The organism is Streptomyces sp. NPDC051173 (assembly GCF_040689515.1).
Classification (GTDB): domain Bacteria; phylum Actinomycetota; class Actinomycetes; order Streptomycetales; family Streptomycetaceae; genus Streptomyces.
In genome coordinates, this window is the sequence record NZ_JBFBBD010000012.1 from 109,471 (window position 1) to 127,110 (window position 17,640).

2 protein-coding genes are annotated in these 17,640 nt (G+C 73.7%); both read left to right on the plus strand.

All coding sequences use genetic code 11. The features are described 5' to 3' along the window. Positions 1 to 17 precede the first annotated feature (17 nt). Entirely contained in the window at positions 18 to 11,897 is an 11,880-nt protein-coding gene (locus tag AB0435_RS10405; protein ID WP_366426666.1) for an SDR family NAD(P)-dependent oxidoreductase, read from the plus strand. Between the two features lie 83 nt (positions 11,898 to 11,980). Continuing rightward, positions 11,981 to 17,640 (plus strand): SDR family NAD(P)-dependent oxidoreductase (locus AB0435_RS10410; RefSeq protein WP_366426667.1); only part of this gene is annotated, 5,660 nt, incomplete at its 3' end.

Below are 17,640 nucleotides of genomic sequence, written 5' to 3' on the forward strand. Positions count from 1 at the left end.
GGGGAGACAGAGCGCACATGGTGAGCCAAGAGAAACTGGTCGACTACCTCAAGCGCGTCTCCGCGGACCTGCACGCCACCCGGCAGCGGCTGCGCGAGGCGGAGGAGCGCGACCAGGAACCGGTCGCCGTCGTCCAGATGGCCTGCCGCTACCCCGGCGGCGTGCGCACCCCCGAGGACCTGTGGGACCTGGTCGCCGCGGGCGGCCACGCCCTGGGCGCCTTCCCCGGCAACCGGGGCTGGGACCTGGAGCGGCTCTTCCACCCCGACCCCGACCACCCGGGCACCACCTACGCGAGCGAGGGCGGCTTCCTCCACGACGCCGACCTGTTCGACCCGGAGTTCTTCGGCATCAGCCCCCGCGAGGCGCAGGTCCTCGACCCGCAGCAGCGGCTCCTCCTGGAGTGCGCCTGGGAAGCCCTCGAACGCGCGGGCATCGACCCGCAGTCGCTCCAGGGCAGCCGCACCGGCGTCTACGCGGGCGCGGCCCTCCCCGGCTTCGGCACCCCGCACATCGACCCCGAGGCCGAGGGCCACCTCGTCACGGGCAACGCCCCCAGCGTGCTCTCCGGCCGCCTCGCCTACACCTTCGGACTCGAGGGCCCGGCGGTCACCATCGACACGGCCTGCTCGTCGTCCCTGGTCGCCGTGCACCTGGCCGCCCACGCGCTGCGCCGCCGCGAGTGCGACCTGGCCCTCGCGGGCGGCGTCACGGTGATGACGACGCCGTACGTCTTCACCGAGTTCTCCCGGCAGCGGGGCCTCGCCGCCGACGGGCGGTGCAAGCCCTTCGCGGCCGCCGCCGACGGCACCGCCTTCTCCGAGGGCGCGGGCCTGCTGGTGCTCGAACGCCTCTCCGACGCCCGCCGCAACGGGCACGAGATCCTCGCGGTCATCCGGGGCTCGGCCGTCAACCAGGACGGTGCCAGCAACGGCCTGACCGCCCCGAACGGCCCCTCCCAGCAGCGCGTCATCCAGGCCGCGCTCGCCGGGGCCCGGCTCTCGCCCGCCGAGGTCGACGCGGTCGAGGCGCACGGCACCGGGACGAAGCTCGGCGACCCCATCGAGGCACAGGCACTCCTCGCCACATACGGCCAGGAACGGCACGAGGACCGGCCGCTGTGGCTCGGCTCGGTCAAGTCCAACATCGGCCACACACAGGGCGCGGCCGGCGCGGCCGGACTCATCAAGATGATCCTGGCACTGCGCCACCAGACGCTGCCGCCCACCTTGAACGTCGACCGGCCGACCCCGCACGCCGACTGGGAGTCGGGCGCGGTACGCCTGCTCACCGAGCCGGTGACCTGGCCGCGCGGGGAACGGGTCCGCCGGGCGGGCGTCTCGTCCTTCGGCATCTCCGGCACGAACGCGCATCTCATCCTGGAGGAACCGCCGACGGCCGACGCCGAGGACACCGGTGAGGGAACCGAGACCGAGCCGACCGCGGGTGCCCCCGCCGTCGCGACCGCCCGGGAAACCCGCCCGCAGCTGCCCTGGCTCCTCTCCGCCCGCACCGCCCCCGCCCTGCGCGCCCAGGCCGACGCCCTCGCCGGGCACCTCTCGGACCACGAGGACGCCTCCGTCGCCGACGTCGGCGCCACCCTGCTGCGCCGCTCCCTCTTCGAGCACCGTGCCGTGGTGCTCGGCGCGGACCGGAGCGAGCGCGCCGAGGCCCTGGCCGCGCTGGCCACGGGCCGTACCCACCCCGCACTCACGTCCGGCACGGGCCCGGCCCGCGCCGGAGGCACCGCCTTCCTCTTCACCGGCCAGGGCAGCCAGCGCCCCGGAGCGGGCGCCCGGCTCCACCGCACCTCCGGCGTGTTCGCCGAGGCCCTGGACGAGGTCTGCGCCCACCTGGACCCGCTGCTCGAACAGCCGCTGCGCGAGGCCCTGTTCGCCGAGGCGGGCACCGAAGCGGCGGCCTCCCTGAACAGGACCGGCCTGACCCAGGCCGCCCTGTTCGCCCTCGAAGTGGCGCTGTACCGCCTCGTCACCTCCCACGGGGTCACCCCGAGCCACCTGACCGGCCACTCGGTCGGCGAGATCTCCGCCGCGCACGCGGCCGGAGTGCTCTCCCTCCCGGACGCCTGCGCGCTGGTCGCCGCCCGGGGACGGCTGATGCAGGCCCTCCCCGCGGGCGGCGCCATGCTCGCCGTCCAGGCGGCCGAGACCGACGTGCTCCCGCTCCTCGCCGGCCACGAGGAACACCTCTCGCTCGCCGCCGTCAACGGCCCCGCCGCCGTCGTCGTGTCCGGCGCCGAACGAGCCGTCACCGAGCTCGAACAGACCCTGCGCGGCCGCGGGCACAAGACCAAGCGCCTCAACGTCAGCCACGCCTTCCACTCCCCCCTGATCGAGCCGATGCTGGACGAGTTCCGGCGCGTGGCGGAAGGGCTGACCTTCCACGCACCGAAGATCCCCGTCGTCTCCAACCTCACCGGCGAGCTCGCCGGCCCCGGCCTCCTGACCGACGCCGACTACTGGGTACGGCACGTCCGGCAGCCGGTGCGCTTCCACGACGGGCTGCGCACCCTCCACGGCCAAGGCGTCGCGCGCTACCTCGAACTGGGACCCGACCCCGTCCTCGCCACCATGGTCCAGGACTGCCTCCCGGCCCCGGCGTCCGACGAGGAGCCCCGGCCCGTCATCGCCGCCGCCCTGCGCTCCGGCCACGACGAGGACCGCACCCTGCTGACGGCCCTCGCCACGCTCCACACCGACGGGCAGCCGGTCGACTTCACGGCACTCCTCCCGGACGGCACCGGACAACTGCCCCTGCCGACCTACCGCTTCCAGCGCCGGCGCTACTGGCGCCCCACCCCCGACGGCGCGGCCCCGGCCCGCGCCGCCGACCTCGCCGAGACCGGCCACCCACTGCTGCCCGCCGTCATCCGGCAGGCCGACGGCGGCCTGCTCCTCGCCGGACGCCTCTCCCTGCGTACGCACCCCTGGCTCGCCGACCACAGCATCGCCGGAAGCGTCCCGCTGCCCGGCACCGCCTTCGTCGAACTCGCCCTGCTCGCCGGGCGCTACGCCGACTGCGACACCGTCGACGACCTGACGCTGGAAACCCCGCTGCTGCTCGACGACTCCGGCACCGTCAGCGTCCAGCTCGCCCTCGGCGCACCGGACACCTCCGGCCGCCGCACCCTGACCATCCACGCCCGCCCCGCCGACGACACCGGCGACATCGACGCGGACACGGACAGCGCGCACGGCTGGCGCCGCCACGCCACCGGCACCCTCACCCCGGCCGAGGCCACCGCGCCGCCCGCCACCGACACCACGCCCTGGCCGCCCGCCGACGCCACCGCCCTCGACGTCGACGCGCTGTACGCCCGCCTCGACGAGCAGGGCTACAGCTACGGGCCCGCCTTCCGCGCCGTCCACGCCGCCTGGCGGCACGGGGACGACCTCTACGCCGACGTCCGCCTCGACGACGAACAACTCGGCGACGCCGGGCACTTCACGCTCCACCCCGCACTCCTCGACGCCGCACTGCACGCCGTCGACGAGCTCTACGGCACGGAGGACGACACCGCACCGGTGCGCCTCCCCTTCTCCTTCAGCCAGGTCCGCCACTACGCGACCGGCGCGACCCGGCTGCGGGTCCGCCTCAGCGGCCAGGGCGCCGACCGGCTGCGGCTGACCCTCACCGACCCCGACGGCGCGCCCGTCGCCACCGTCGGCACGCTCCAACTGCGGCTGATCCCCGCCGACCGCTGGCGCTCCGCCCGCCCCGCCGGGACACCCCTGCACCACGTGGAATGGCAGCCGCTCGCCCTGCCGGCCGACGGACCGGCCACCGGCACCTGGGCCGTGCTCGGCACCGAGGGCACAGACCTGGTCCCCGGCACGCGCTACGCAGACCTGGCCGCGCTGACGGCGGCCGTCGCGGAGGGCGCGCCCGTCCCCGACCTCGTCCTCGCCCCCGTCCCGCCCACCGGCCCCGACGACATCCCCGCCCAGACGCGCGCCCACACCCACGCCGCACTGAACCTGCTGCGCGACTGGCTGACCTCGGACGCCCTCACCCCGGCCCGGCTCGTCATTCTCACCACGGGCGCGGTCGCCGCCCACCCGGACGACGCCCCGGCCGACCTGGCCACCGCACCCCTGTGGGGCCTGGCCCGTGCCGCCCAGGCCGAACAGCCGGGCAGGATCCTGCTGCTGGACATCGACCAGGACACCGCCACCCACCGCGCCGTACCCGCCGCCGTGACCGCGGCGACGACCCGGACCGAGACAGAGCTCGCCCTGCGTGCGGGCACCCCCCTGGTGCCGCGCCTCGCCGTCACGAGCCCCGACGCCGCGAGCACGCCGGAGGCCGACGACTCCCGGCAGGACCCCTCCGTACGGCACCTCGACCCGGAAGGCACCGTCCTCATCACCGGAGGCACCGGCGGCCTCGGCCGGGCCACCGCCCGCCACCTGGCCACCGCACACGGAGCCCGCCACCTGCTGCTCGTCAGCCGGCGCGGCGAGCTGGCCGAGGGGCTCGCGGACCTGCGGAGCGAGCTGACGGCCGAGGGCGTCGACGTCCGCGTGGCGGCCTGCGACATCACCGACCCCGACGCGCTGCCCCGGCTCCTCGCCGACATCCCCGCGGCCCACCCGCTGACCGCCGTCGTCCACACCGCGGGCGTCATCGACGACACCCTCGTCACCACCATGACCCCCGAACAACTGGACACCGTCCTGGCCCCGAAGGCCGACGCTGCCTGGCGGCTCCACGAACTGACCCGGGACCTCGACCTCGCCGCCTTCGTGCTCTTCTCCTCCGGCGCCTCCGTCCTGGGCAACGGCGGCCAGGCCAACTACGCGGCCGCCAACACCTTCCTCAACGCCCTGGCCGGACACCGCCGCGCCCACGGCCTCGCCGCCACCTCCCTGGCCTGGGGCCTGTGGGAGTCCGCGAGCGGCGGCATGGCCGCCCGGCTCGGCGACACCGACCGCGCCCGCATCCGCCGCACCGGCGTGGCCGGACTCACCGACGAGGCGGCCCTCGCCCTCTTCGACGCGGCCCTGACCGCCCCGCACGCCACCGTCCTCGCCACCCGCTTCGACCGGTCCGTCCTGCACGGACAGGCCGCCGCCCACACACTGCCCCCCGTCCTGCGCGGCCTCGTCCGCGCTCCCCGGCCCCGGGCCACGGCAGCCGCCACCGGCGAGGCGGCCGCGCCCACCTCGTGGACCGCCCGCCTGGCCGCGCTCTCCGCCGCCGACCGCGACCGTGCCCTCGGCGACCTGATCCGCGAGCAGATCGCGACCGTCCTGGCCCACCCCTCACCCCGGTCCATCGAACTGGGCCGCGCCTTCCACGAGTTGGGCTTCGACTCGCTGACCGCCCTGGAACTGCGCAACCGCCTCTCCACGGCCACCGGCATCCGGCTGCCCGCCACCCTGATCTTCGACCACCCCACCCCCGGGGCCCTCGTACGCCACCTGCGCACCCACCTGCCCGACAGCGCCCCCGCAGCCCCGCTGCCGGCATTGCGCGGCGCCGCCACCGACGACCCCATCGCCATCATCGGCATGGCCTGCCGCTACCCCGGCGGCGTCACCTCGCCCGAGCAGCTCTGGCAGCTCGTCGCCACCGGCACGGACGCCATCGGCCCCTTCCCCGAGGACCGGGGCTGGGACGTGACCGGCCTCTTCGACCCCGACCCCGACCAGGTCGGCCACAGCTACGCGCGGGAGGGGGGATTCCTCTACGACGCGGCCCGGTTCGACGCGGGCTTCTTCGGCATCAGCCCGCGCGAGGCCGCCGCCACGGACCCCCAGCAGCGGCTGCTCCTCGAATGCGCCTGGCACGCCTTCGAGGACGCGGGCATAGACCCGGCCGCCGTGCGCGGCACCCCGTGCGGCGTCATCACCGGGATCATGTACGACGACTACGGCTCCCGCTTCCTCGCCCACAAGCCGGACGGCTACGAGGGCCGTATCATGACCGGCAGCACACCGAGCGTGGCGTCCGGCCGGGTCGCCTACACCTTCGGCCTCGAAGGCCCCGCCATCACGGTCGACACCGCCTGCTCCTCCTCCCTCGTGGCGATGCACCTCGCGGCCGACGCGCTGCGGCGCGGCGAATGCACGCTGGCCCTGGCCGGCGGGGTGACCGTGATGGCCACCCCCAACACCTTCGTGGAGTTCTCCCGCCAGCGCGGCCTCGCCCCCGACGGCCGCTGCAAGCCCTTCGCCGCCACCGCCGACGGCACGGGCTGGGGAGAGGGCGCGGGCCTCGTCCTCCTGGAGCGTCTCTCCGACGCCCGGCGCAACGGCCACGACGTCCTCGCGGTCCTGCGCGGTTCGGCCGTCAACCAGGACGGCGCGAGCAACGGTCTCACCGCCCCCAACGGCCCCTCGCAGGAGCGCGTCATCCGCGCCGCCCTGGCCGGAGCGGGCCAGAGCCCCGACCTGATCGACGTGGTCGAGGCCCACGGCACGGGCACCACGCTCGGCGACCCCATCGAGGCACAGGCCCTGCTGGCGACGTACGGCCAGGAGCGCCCCGAGGACCGGCCGCTGTGGCTCGGCTCGATCAAGTCCAACATCGGTCACACACAGGCGGCCGCCGGTGTCGCCGGTGTGATCAAGATGGTGATGGCACTCCGTCACGAGCTGCTGCCCGCCACCTTGCACGCGGACGAACCGACCCCGCACGTCGAATGGTCCTCCGGCTCGGTCCGGCTCCTGACCGAGCCGGTGCCGTGGGCGCGCGGCGAGCGGCCGCGCCGGGCGGGCGTGTCCTCGTTCGGTATCTCGGGCACGAACGCGCACCTGATCCTGGAGGAAGCGCCGCTGCCGGTGGAGCGGGAAACGCCGCAACCTCAGGGTGCGGTGGTGCCGTGGGTCGTCTCCGGTCGCACTGCCGAGGCCTTGCGTGAGCAGGCCCGGCGGCTGACCGCGTTCCTTGCTGAGGACTTCGATGCCACGGCGGCGGAGGTGGGCTGGTCGCTGGCCACGACGCGGTCGGTGTTCGAGCACCGGGCCGTGGTGGTGGGGCAGGACGCCGGTCAGGCGATCGTGGGCCTTGAGGCGTTGGCTGCGGGTGAGGTTTCGCCGGACGTGGTGTCCGGGGTGGCTGGTTCTCCTGGTCCGGGTCCGGTGCTGGTGTTTCCGGGGCAGGGGTCGCAGTGGGTGGGGATGGGTTCCCGACTCCTGGATGAGTCAAAGGTGTTCGCTGATCGTATTGCCGAGTGTGAGCGGGCGCTTTCTCCGTATGTCGACTGGTCGTTGACGGGTGTGCTGCGTGGTGATGGCGGTGGGTTGTCGCGGGTGGAGGTGGTGCAGCCGGTTCTGTGGGCGGTGATGGTTTCTCTTGCCGCTGTGTGGGCCGACTGTGGTGTGACTCCGGCTGCTGTGATCGGTCATTCTCAGGGTGAGATGGCTGCGGCGTGTGTGGCTGGTGCGTTGTCGCTGGATGACGCGGCGCGGATTGTCGCCGTGCGTAGTGATGCTCTGCGGCAGTTGGCCGGGCGTGGTGCGATGGCGTCGCTCGGGGTGGGCCGGGAGCTGGCTATTGAGCTCATCGACGGATACGCCGGGGTGGGTATCGCTGCCGTGAACGGCCCTTCCTCGACGGTGATTTCGGGTCCGCCGGAGCAGGTGGCGGCCGTGGTCGCGGAGGCCGGGTCGCGGGGGCATCGTGCTCGCCTTATCGACGTGGATTACGCCTCGCACGGTCCGCAGGTCGATGAGATCGCGGATCTGCTGACTGACCGTTTGAGCGGCATCGAGCCGCAGGCCACCGACATCGCGTTCTATTCCACGGTCACCGCTGAGCGGATCAACACCGATGCCCTGACCTCGGATTACTGGGTCACCAACCTGCGGCAGCCGGTCCGTTTCGCGGACACGGTCGACGCATTGCTCGCTGATGGTTATCGGGTCTTCATCGAGGCAAGTCCTCACCCGGTTCTGAACCTGGGTATGGAGGAGACCATCGAGCGGGCGGACGTCTCCGCCACGGTGGTGCCCACCCTGCGCCGCGATCATGGGGACAGTGCTCAGCTCGCCCGTGCTGTCGCGCAGGCGTTCACGGCCGGTGCCGAGGTCGACTGGCGGCGCTTCTTCCCGGCCGATCCGGTTCCTCGTACGGTCACCCTGCCCACGTATGCCTTCCAGCACGAGCACTACTGGCTTGAAGCGCCTTCCCGGCTCACCGGTGACCCGGCCGATCTCGGCATGGCCTCCTCCGGGCACCCGGTCCTCGCCGCAAGTGTGGAACTGGCCGATACCGACGCGTATTTGCTCACCGGACGGCTCACCCGCGAGGCGCCCTCCTGGCTCGCGGAGCACGTGGTGGGCGGGGCGGTGCTGGTGCCGGGCGCGGCGCTCGTGGAGTGGGCGCTGCGGGCCGCCGACGAGGCGGGATGTGCCACGGTGGAGGAGCTGACGCTCCAGGCGCCGCTCGTCCTGCCCGAATCGGGCGGCCTGTCCGTCCAGGTGGCTGTGGGTGCCGCCGATGAGCGGGGCCGACGTGACGTACGCGTCCACTCCCGCCCGGACCGGCCGGGTGCGGGTGCCTGGGTGTGTCACGCGGTCGGCGTGCTGAGCCCCGAACCGGCGGCTGGATCCGATCAGTTGGGCGGGCAGTGGCCTCCGGCCGGTGCGGAAGCGGTGGACGTCGCGGACTTCTACGCGCGGGCCGCGGAGGCCGGATACGGCTACGGGCCGGCGTTCCAGGGCGTGCGGGCGCTGTGGCGGCACGGCGACGACCTGCTCGCCGAGGTCGCGCTGCCCGAACAGGCCGGTGACAGCGACGGCTCCGGCATCCACCCGGCCCTCCTCGACGCCGCCCTGCACCCGCTGCTCCTCATCGACCGGCCCGAGGACGGGCAGATGTGGCTGCCGTTCGCGTGGAGCGGCGTGTCGCTCCACGCCGCGCAGGCCACTCGCATCCGCGTCCGGCTGTCCCCGCGGGGGGAGTCGGCCGAGCGGGATCTGCGGGTCACGCTCGCCGACGGCACCGGTGCGCCCGTCCTCGGCGTGGAGTCCCTGACCCTGCGGGCGGCCGACCCCGCGCAGCTCTCGGCCGCCGCACGCAGCGGTGTCGACGGTCTCTACGCCGTGGAGTGGACGCCGCTCCCGGTGCCGGAGCAGGGCGCGTCGGGCAGCGGCACCTGGATCACGCTGACGGACGGTGCCGGCCTGGCCGACGTGGTGCGCCCCGCGGGCGACGCGCCGTGGGCCGTGGTCGCTCCTGTCGAGGCCGGTGACGGTCTCGCGACGGCGGGGAGGGCGCTGTCCCTGGTCCAGGAGTTCCTGGCGGCGCCGGAACTGGCCGATTCCCGGCTGCTGTTGGTGACGCGCGGCGCCGTTGCCACAGACCCGGGCGCCGACGTCGACCCGGCGGCCGCGGCCGTCTGGGGCCTGGTCCGCAGCGCCCAGTCCGAGAACCCGGGCCGCTTCGCCCTGGTGGACACGGACGGCGGTGACCTCCCGCAGGCCGCCCTACGGCACGTCGTCGAAGAGCGGGACGAGCCACAACTCGCCCTGCGCGACGGTGGCGTTCTCGTCCCGAGGATGGTTCCCGCGGGTGCTCCCACGGAGCTCGTCCCGCCGGTCGGCGCCCCCGCCTGGCGGCTGGGCACCGTGGGCACCGCCACCGTCGAGAGCCTGTCGGTGATCGAGGCTCCGGAGGCGCTCGCACCGCTGGAGCCCGGCCAGGTGCGGATCTCCGTACGGGCGGCGGGCATGAACTTCCGCGATGTCCTGATCGCCCTGGGCATGTACCCCGACAAGGGCACGTTCGCGGGCAGCGAGGGCGCCGGTCACGTCACCGAGGTCGGTCCCGGCGTGACGGGTCTGTCGGTCGGTGATCGCGTGATGGGCCTGTTCGAGGGCGCCTTCGCGCCGGTGGCGATCGCGGACGCGCGGATGGTCGTGCCGGTGCCCGGGGGCTGGAGCCTCCAGGAGGCGGCGGCGGTGCCGGTGGTGTTCCTGACGGCCTGGTACGGCCTGGTGGACCTGGGCCGTCTCGGGGCCGACGAGTCGCTGCTCATCCACGCCGGGACCGGCGGTGTGGGCATGGCCGCCACCCAGATCGCCCGCCACCTGGGCGCCGAGGTGTACGCCACCGCGAGCCCCGCCAAGCACGCCGTGCTGGAGGAGATGGGCATCGACGCCGCCCACCGCGCCTCCTCCCGTGACCTCGACTTCGAGCACACCCTGCGGGAGGCCACCGGCGGGCAGGGCATGGACGTCGTGCTCCACAGCCTGGCGGGCGAGTTCACCGACGCCTCCCTGCGGCTGCTCGCCGAGGGCGGGCGCATGGTCGACATGGGCAAGACCGACAAGCGCGACCCCGACCGGGTCGCGGCCGACCATGCGGGCGCCTGGTACCGGGCCTTCGACCTCGTGCCGCACGCCGGGCCGGACCGGATCGGTGAGATGCTGGCGGAGATGGGCGAACTGTTCGCCTCCGGGGCACTGAAGCCGCTGCCCGTCAGGGCGTGGCCGCTCGGCCGGGCACGCGAGGCGTTCCGGTTCATGAGCCAGGCCAAGCACACCGGCAAGCTGGCCCTGGAGATCCCGGCCGCCCTCGACCCCGAGGGCACGGTCCTGATCACCGGTGGCACGGGTGTGCTCGGCGGGGCGGTGGCGGAACATCTCGTACGCGCGTGGGGCGTACGGCACCTGCTCCTCGCGGGCCGGCGCGGCACGGAGGCACCGGGAGCTGCGGAACTCATCGATCGCATCGGCCAGTTGGGCGCCACGGCCTCCGTCGTCGCGGCCGACGTCAGCGACCCGGAGTCGGTGGCCGAGCTGATCGGCAAGATCGACCCCGCCCACCCCCTCACCGGCGTCGTGCACGCGGCGGGCGTCCTGGACGACGCCGTCGTCATCGCGCAGACCCCTGGGAGCCTGGCCGGGGTGTGGGCAGGCAAGGCCGCCGCCGCGCACCACCTGCACGAGGCGACGCGGCATCTGCGCCTCGGCCTGTTCGCCGTGTTCTCGTCCGCGGCGGCGACACTGGGCAGCCCGGGGCAGGCCAACTACGCGGCAGCGAACGCCTATTGCGACGCGCTGATCCAGCACCGCCGCGCCTGCGGGCTGCCGGGGCTGTCCGTCGGCTGGGGGCTCTGGGAGACCGCGAGCGACATGACCGGGCATCTCGGCGAGGCGGACCTGGCGCGCATGAAGCGCACCGGATTCACGCCCCTGACCACCGAGCGCGGCCTGGCCCTCCTCGACGCCGCCCGCGGACACGGCCGCCCGCACCTCGTCGCGGTCGACCTCGACACACGGGCCGTCGCCACCCGGCCGCCCGGGTCCCGGCCCGCCCTCCTGCGCGCCCTGGCCGCCACGGCGCCGGGCGGCCGTGACCGCCGGCCCACCGCCGCCACCGGCGCGGCCTCCGGGGAGGGCCTCGCCGACCGGCTCGCCGGCCTGCCGGCCCCCGAACGGCACCGCCTGCTGCTCGACCTCGTACGCGGAAACGTCGCCGGCGTCCTCGGCCACGCCGACCGCGACACGATCCGCCCGGACACCTCGTTCAAGGAACTCGGCTTCGACTCCCTCACCGCCGTGGAACTGCGCAACCGGCTCTCGGCGGCCACCGGCCTGAAGCTGCCCGCCGGGCTCGTCTTCGACTACCCGGAGAGCGCCACCCTCGTCGACCACCTCCTGACACTCCTGTCGCCCGACGGCGCGCCCGCGCCCCTGAAGGACGCGGCCGACCCGGTGCTCAACGACCTCGGCCGCATCGAGTCCGGCCTGGACGCGCTCGCGCTGGACGAGGAGGCGCGCGGCCGGATCACCAGGCGGCTCAACGCCCTGCTGACGAAGCTGAACGGCGCCGACCGCGCCACCACCACGGGCGCGACGGAGCTGGACGCGCTCGACGACGTCTCCGACGACGAGATGTTCGCGTTCATCGACCGGGAGCTGTGATGCGCGTCGATCGGGAGCTCTGACATTCCTTGACCGGTGGCCTTGCCCTTCCGTGCCCCTCGCTGATGGAGAAGTGACGTTCGATGTCGAGTGCCGAACCGAGTACCGAAGAAAAGCTTCGTCAGTATCTGAAGCGGGTGACAGTCGACCTCGGACAGACCCGCCAGCGGCTGCGCGAGGTGGAGGAGCGCTACCAGGAGCCGGTCGCGATCGTCTCCATGGCCTGCCGCTTCCCGGGCGACACCCGCTCGCCCGAGGAGCTGTGGGAGCTGGTCGCCGAAGGCGGCGACGCCATCGGCGAGTTCCCCACCGACCGCGGCTGGGACCTGGACGGCCTCTACCACCCCGACCCCGAGCACCCGGGCACCAGCTACGTCCGCCACGGCGGATTCCTGCACGACGCGCCCGGCTTCGACGCCTCCTTCTTCGGCATCAGCCCGCGCGAGGCACTGGCGATGGACCCGCAGCAGCGGGTGCTCATGGAGACCGCCTGGGAGCTCCTGGAACGGGCCGGCATCGACCCGGCCACCCTGAAGCTCACCCCCACCGGCGTCTACGTCGGCGCGGGCGTCCCGGGCTTCGGCAGCGGCCAGGCCGACAGGTCGGTGGAGGGACACCTGCTGACCGGCAACGCCCTGAGCGTCCTGTCGGGCCGCGTCTCCTTCACCCTCGGCCTCGAAGGCCCGGCGGTCAGCGTCGACACGGCGTGCTCCTCGTCGCTGGTGGCCATGCACCTCGCGGCGCAGGCGCTGCGCCAGGGCGAGTGCAACCTCGCCCTGGCGGGCGGCGTGACCGTGATGTCGACCCCGGGCATGTTCACGGAGTTCTCCCGCCAGCGCGGACTCTCCCCCGACGGCCGCTGCAAGCCCTTCGCCGCCACCGCCGACGGCACCGGATTCTCCGAGGGCGTCGGCCTGATCCTGCTGGAGCGCCTGTCGGACGCGCGCCGCAACGGACACAAGATCCTTGCCCTGCTGCGCGGTTCGGCAGTCAACCAAGACGGTGCCAGCAACGGCCTCACCGCCCCCAACGGCCCCTCGCAGGAGCGCGTCATCCGCGCCGCCCTGGCCAACGCCGGGCTGGGCGCCGCCGAGGTGGACGCGGTGGAGGCACACGGCACCGGCACCAGGCTGGGCGACCCCATCGAGGCCGGGGCCCTGCTCGCCACCTACGGCCGCGACCGCGACGAGGGCCGCCCGCTCTGGCTCGGCTCGGTGAAGTCCAACATCGGCCACCCCCAAGGCGCCGCCGGTGTCGCCGGTGTGATCAAGATGGTGATGGCGCTCCAGCACGAACTGCTGCCCGCCACCTTGTACGCGGACGAGCCGACCCCGCACGTCGACTGGTCCTCCGGCGCGGTCCGCCTCCTGACCGAGCCGGTGCCATGGACTCGCGGCGAGCGGCCACGCCGGGCCGGGGTGTCCGCGTTCGGGATGTCCGGGACGAACGCGCATGTGATCGTGGAGGAGGCCCCGGAGGCCGACACCACCGCCGACGCGCCGGAGCCCGCTCCGGATGCGGTGGTGCCGTGGGTGATATCGGCGCGCGGCGCCGAGGCACTGCGGGAACAGGCTGCCCGGTTGGGCGCGTTCGCCTCGGAGCACCCCAGTGCGACGGAGGTGGGCTGGTCGCTGGCCACGACGCGGTCGGTGTTCGAGCACCGGGCTGTGGTGGTGGGGCAGGACGCCGGCCAGGCGATCGCGGGCCTTGAGGCGCTGGCTGCGGGTGAGATTTCGCCGGATGTGGTGTCCGGGGTGGCTGGTCCTCCTGGTCCGGGTCCGGTGCTGGTGTTTCCGGGGCAGGGGTCGCAGTGGGTGGGGATGGGTTCCCGGCTCCTGGATGAGTCAAGGGTGTTCGCTGATCGTATTGCCGAGTGTGAGCGGGCGCTTTCTCCGTATGTCGACTGGTCGTTGACGGGTGTGCTGCGTGGTGATGGCGGTGGGTTGTCGCGGGTGGAGGTGGTGCAGCCGGTTCTGTGGGCGGTGATGGTTTCTCTTGCCGCTGTGTGGGCCGACTGTGGTGTGACCCCGGCTGCTGTGATCGGTCATTCTCAGGGTGAGATGGCTGCGGCGTGTGTGGCTGGTGCGTTGTCGTTGGAGGATGCGGCGCGCATTGTCGCCGTACGCAGTGATGCTCTGCGGCAGTTGGCCGGGCGTGGTGCGATGGCGTCGCTCGGGGTGGGCCGGGAGTTGGCTGTCGAGCTGATCGACGGGTACGCCGGGGTGGGCATTGCTGCGGTGAACGGCCCGTCCTCCACGGTGATATCCGGACCTCCGGAGCAGGTCGCGGCTGTCGTGGCCGACGTGCAGGCGCGGGATCTCCGCGCCCGCCTCATCGACGTGGATTATGCCTCGCATGGTCCGCAGGTCGATGAGATCGCGGATCTGCTGGCCGAGCGGTTGAGCGGTGTCGCGCCGCAGGCCACTGATGTGGCGTTCTACTCCACGGTCACCGCCGAACGGATCGACACCAGCATCCTGACCTCGGATTACTGGGTCACCAATCTGCGGCAGCCGGTTCGTTTCGCGGACACGGTCGACGTACTGCTCGCGGATGGTTATCGGGTCTTCATCGAGGCCAGCCCTCACCCTGTCCTGAATCTGGGCTTGGAGGAGACCATCGAGCAGGCGGACGTCTCCGCCACGGTGGTACCCACCTTGCGTCGCGATCACGGTGACATGCTTCAGTTCACGTGTTCCGCCGCGCTCGCGTTCGTGGCGGGTGCGGATGTGGACTGGCGGCGTTGGTTCCCGGCCGGGCCGGAGCCTCGTACGGTCGACCTGCCCACATACGCCTTCCAGCACCAGCGCTACTGGCTGGCCTCCACCGGCGGGCGGTCGGGCGACCCGGCAGGGCTCGGCCTCGCCGCGTCGGGACATCCGCTCCTGGGTGCCTCGGTGGGGCTGGCCAGCGGGGACGTCCAGCTGCTCAGCGGCCGGGTGTCGCGGCAGTCGGGTGCCTGGCTGGACGACCACGTCGTGGCGGGCCAAGCACTCGTGCCCGGCGCCGCGCAGGTGGAGTGGGTGCTGCGGGCCGCCGACGAGGCGGGCTGCCCCACCCTGGAGGAACTGACGCTCCAGGCGCCGCTCGTGCTCCCCGCCGACGGGGGCCTGCAGGTCCAGGTCGTCGTGCACGCGGCCGACACGCACGGCCGCCGTGACGTCCAGGTGTTCTCGCGCCCCGATGACGACGACGCCTTCGAGTCGACGCGGCCGTGGACCTGCCACGCGACCGGGGTGCTCAGCCCCGGACCGACGGGCGGCGACGCGGCGCCCCTGGACGGCGCCTGGCCCCCGGCCGGCGCCGAGCCGGTGGACGTCACGGACCTCTACGCGCGGGCGGAGCGGGCGGGGTACGGCTACGGGCCGGCGTTCCGTGGCGTACGCGCGCTGTGGAGGCACGACGGCGATGTACTGGCGGAGGTGTCGCTGCCGAAGGAAGCCGGTGACCCGGACGGGTTCGGCATCCACCCCGCGCTGCTCGACGCCGTCCTCCAGCCCGCCGCGCTGCTCCTTCCGCCCTCCGACGGCGCACAGGTCTGGCTGCCGTTCGCCTGGAGCGACGTGGAACTGCATGCGGTGCGGGCCACCACGGTCCGGGTGCGCCTCGCGCCGCTCGGCGAGCGGGTCGAGCAGGGTGTACGGATCACCGTGGCCGACGCCGTCGGTGCTCCCGTGCTCACCGTCCAGGGCCTGCACTCGCGCCCGGCCGACATCGACCGGCTCGCCGAGGCGGCGACCCAGGGCCCGCGAAGTGGCTTGTTCGACCTGGAGTGGATCCCGCTGGCCCCCACCGTCGGGCAGTTGGACGCCCAGGAGGACACGTGGCTGACGCTGGGCCGGAACGGCTCCGGCTTCGCGGACCTCATGGCGTCCGTCGAGGCCGGCGAGCCGGCACCGCCGCTCGTGGCCGCCCCGGTCGGGCTCGCCGCGGACGACGACGGCCTGACACTCGCCACGCGGATCCTCGACCTGGCGCAGGTCTGGCTCGATTCCCCACAACTGGCCGACAGTCAACTGGTGTTGGTGACATCCGGGGCGACCGAAGCCGACGACAGCGGCGACGTGGACGCGGCGGCCGCAGCCGTATGGGGCCTCATCCGCAGCGCCCAGTCGGAGAACCCCGGCCGCTTCACGCTGATCGACCTCGGCCCGGACGACACGCTCGACACGGCCATGGCGGCCACCCGGCACGTGGACGAACCACAACTGGCGGTGCGCGCCGGTGCGATACGTATCCCGCGGCTGGCCCGCGCCGACAGCACGCGGGACAGCGCCGCCGAGGACATCGATCCGGACGGCACGGTCCTGATCACCGGTGGCACGGGTGTGCTCGGCGGGGCGGTGGCGGAACATCTCGTACGCGCGTGGGGCGTACGCCACCTGCTCCTCGCGGGCCGACGCGGTGCCGAGGCCCCGGGCAGCGCCGAACTCACGCACCGGCTGACCGAGCTGGGCGCCGAGGTGCACATCGCGGCGGCCGACGTCAGTGACCCCACCGCGGTCGCCGCACTGCTCGCGGGCATCGACAAGGCCCACCCGCTGACCGGCATTGTGCACGCGGCGGGTGTCCTCGACGACGCCGTCGTCACCGCCCAGTCCCCCGAGAGCCTGGCCAGGGTGTGGTCGGCCAAGGCGGCCGCCGCCCACCACCTGCACGAGGCGACGCGCGGTATGCCGCTCGGACTCTTCGTGGTGTTCTCCTCCGCCGCGGCGACACTGGGCAGCCCCGGCCAGGCCAACTACGCGGCCGCGAACGCCTATTGCGACGCGCTCATGCGCGACCGCCGCTCCCAAGGGCTCGCGGGCCTCTCCATCGGCTGGGGGCTGTGGCAGGCCACCAGCGGCCTGACCGGGCAGCTCGGCCGGACGGACCTGGCGCGCATGAAGCGCACCGGCTTCGCGCCCCTGACCACCGAGAGCGGCCTGGCCCTGCTCGACGCCGCCCGTGCGCACGGCCGCCCGTACGTCCTGGCGGCCGACCTCGACCCGCGCACCACGGCCGACGGCCTGTCCCCGCTGCTGCGCACACTCGCTCCGCCCGCCGCACGGCGCCGCGTGGCGGCGGCCGGGGCGACCGGCGGCGCGCTCGCCGCACGCCTGGCCGGCCTGGACGAGGACGGCCGCCTCACCGCCGCCACCGACCTGGTGCGCGAGTACGTGGCCGCGGTGCTCGGCCACGGCTCGGCGGCCCAGGTGAAGGTGGACGCCGCCTTCAAGGATCTGGGTTTCGACTCGCTGACCGCGGTGGAACTGCGCAACCGCCTGTCGGCCGCCTGCGACGTGCGACTGCCCGCGACCCTGGTCTTCGACCATCCGACGCCCCGGGCGCTGGCCGCCTATCTGTGCACCCGGCTGGGCGGCACACCGGCCGCGCCCGCCGTGCTCCCCGCCACCGTCGAGGCGGACGAGCCCATAGCCATCGTCTCCATGGCCTGCCGCTTCCCGGGCGGGGTGACCTCCGCCGACGAGTTGTGGGACCTGGTCGAGTCCGGCGAGGACGCGATGGGCGCCTTCCCCACGGACCGCGGTTGGGACCTCGACCGGCTCTTCCACCCGGACCCGGACCACCCCGGCACGAGCTACAGCGATCAGGGCGGATTCCTGCACGGCGCGGGTGATTTCGATGCCGCGTTCTTCGGTATCAGTCCGCGTGAGGCGTTGGCGATGGATCCGCAGCAGCGGTTGCTGCTGGAGGCGTCGTGGGAGGTGCTGGAGCGGGCGGGTATCGATCCGACGTCGTT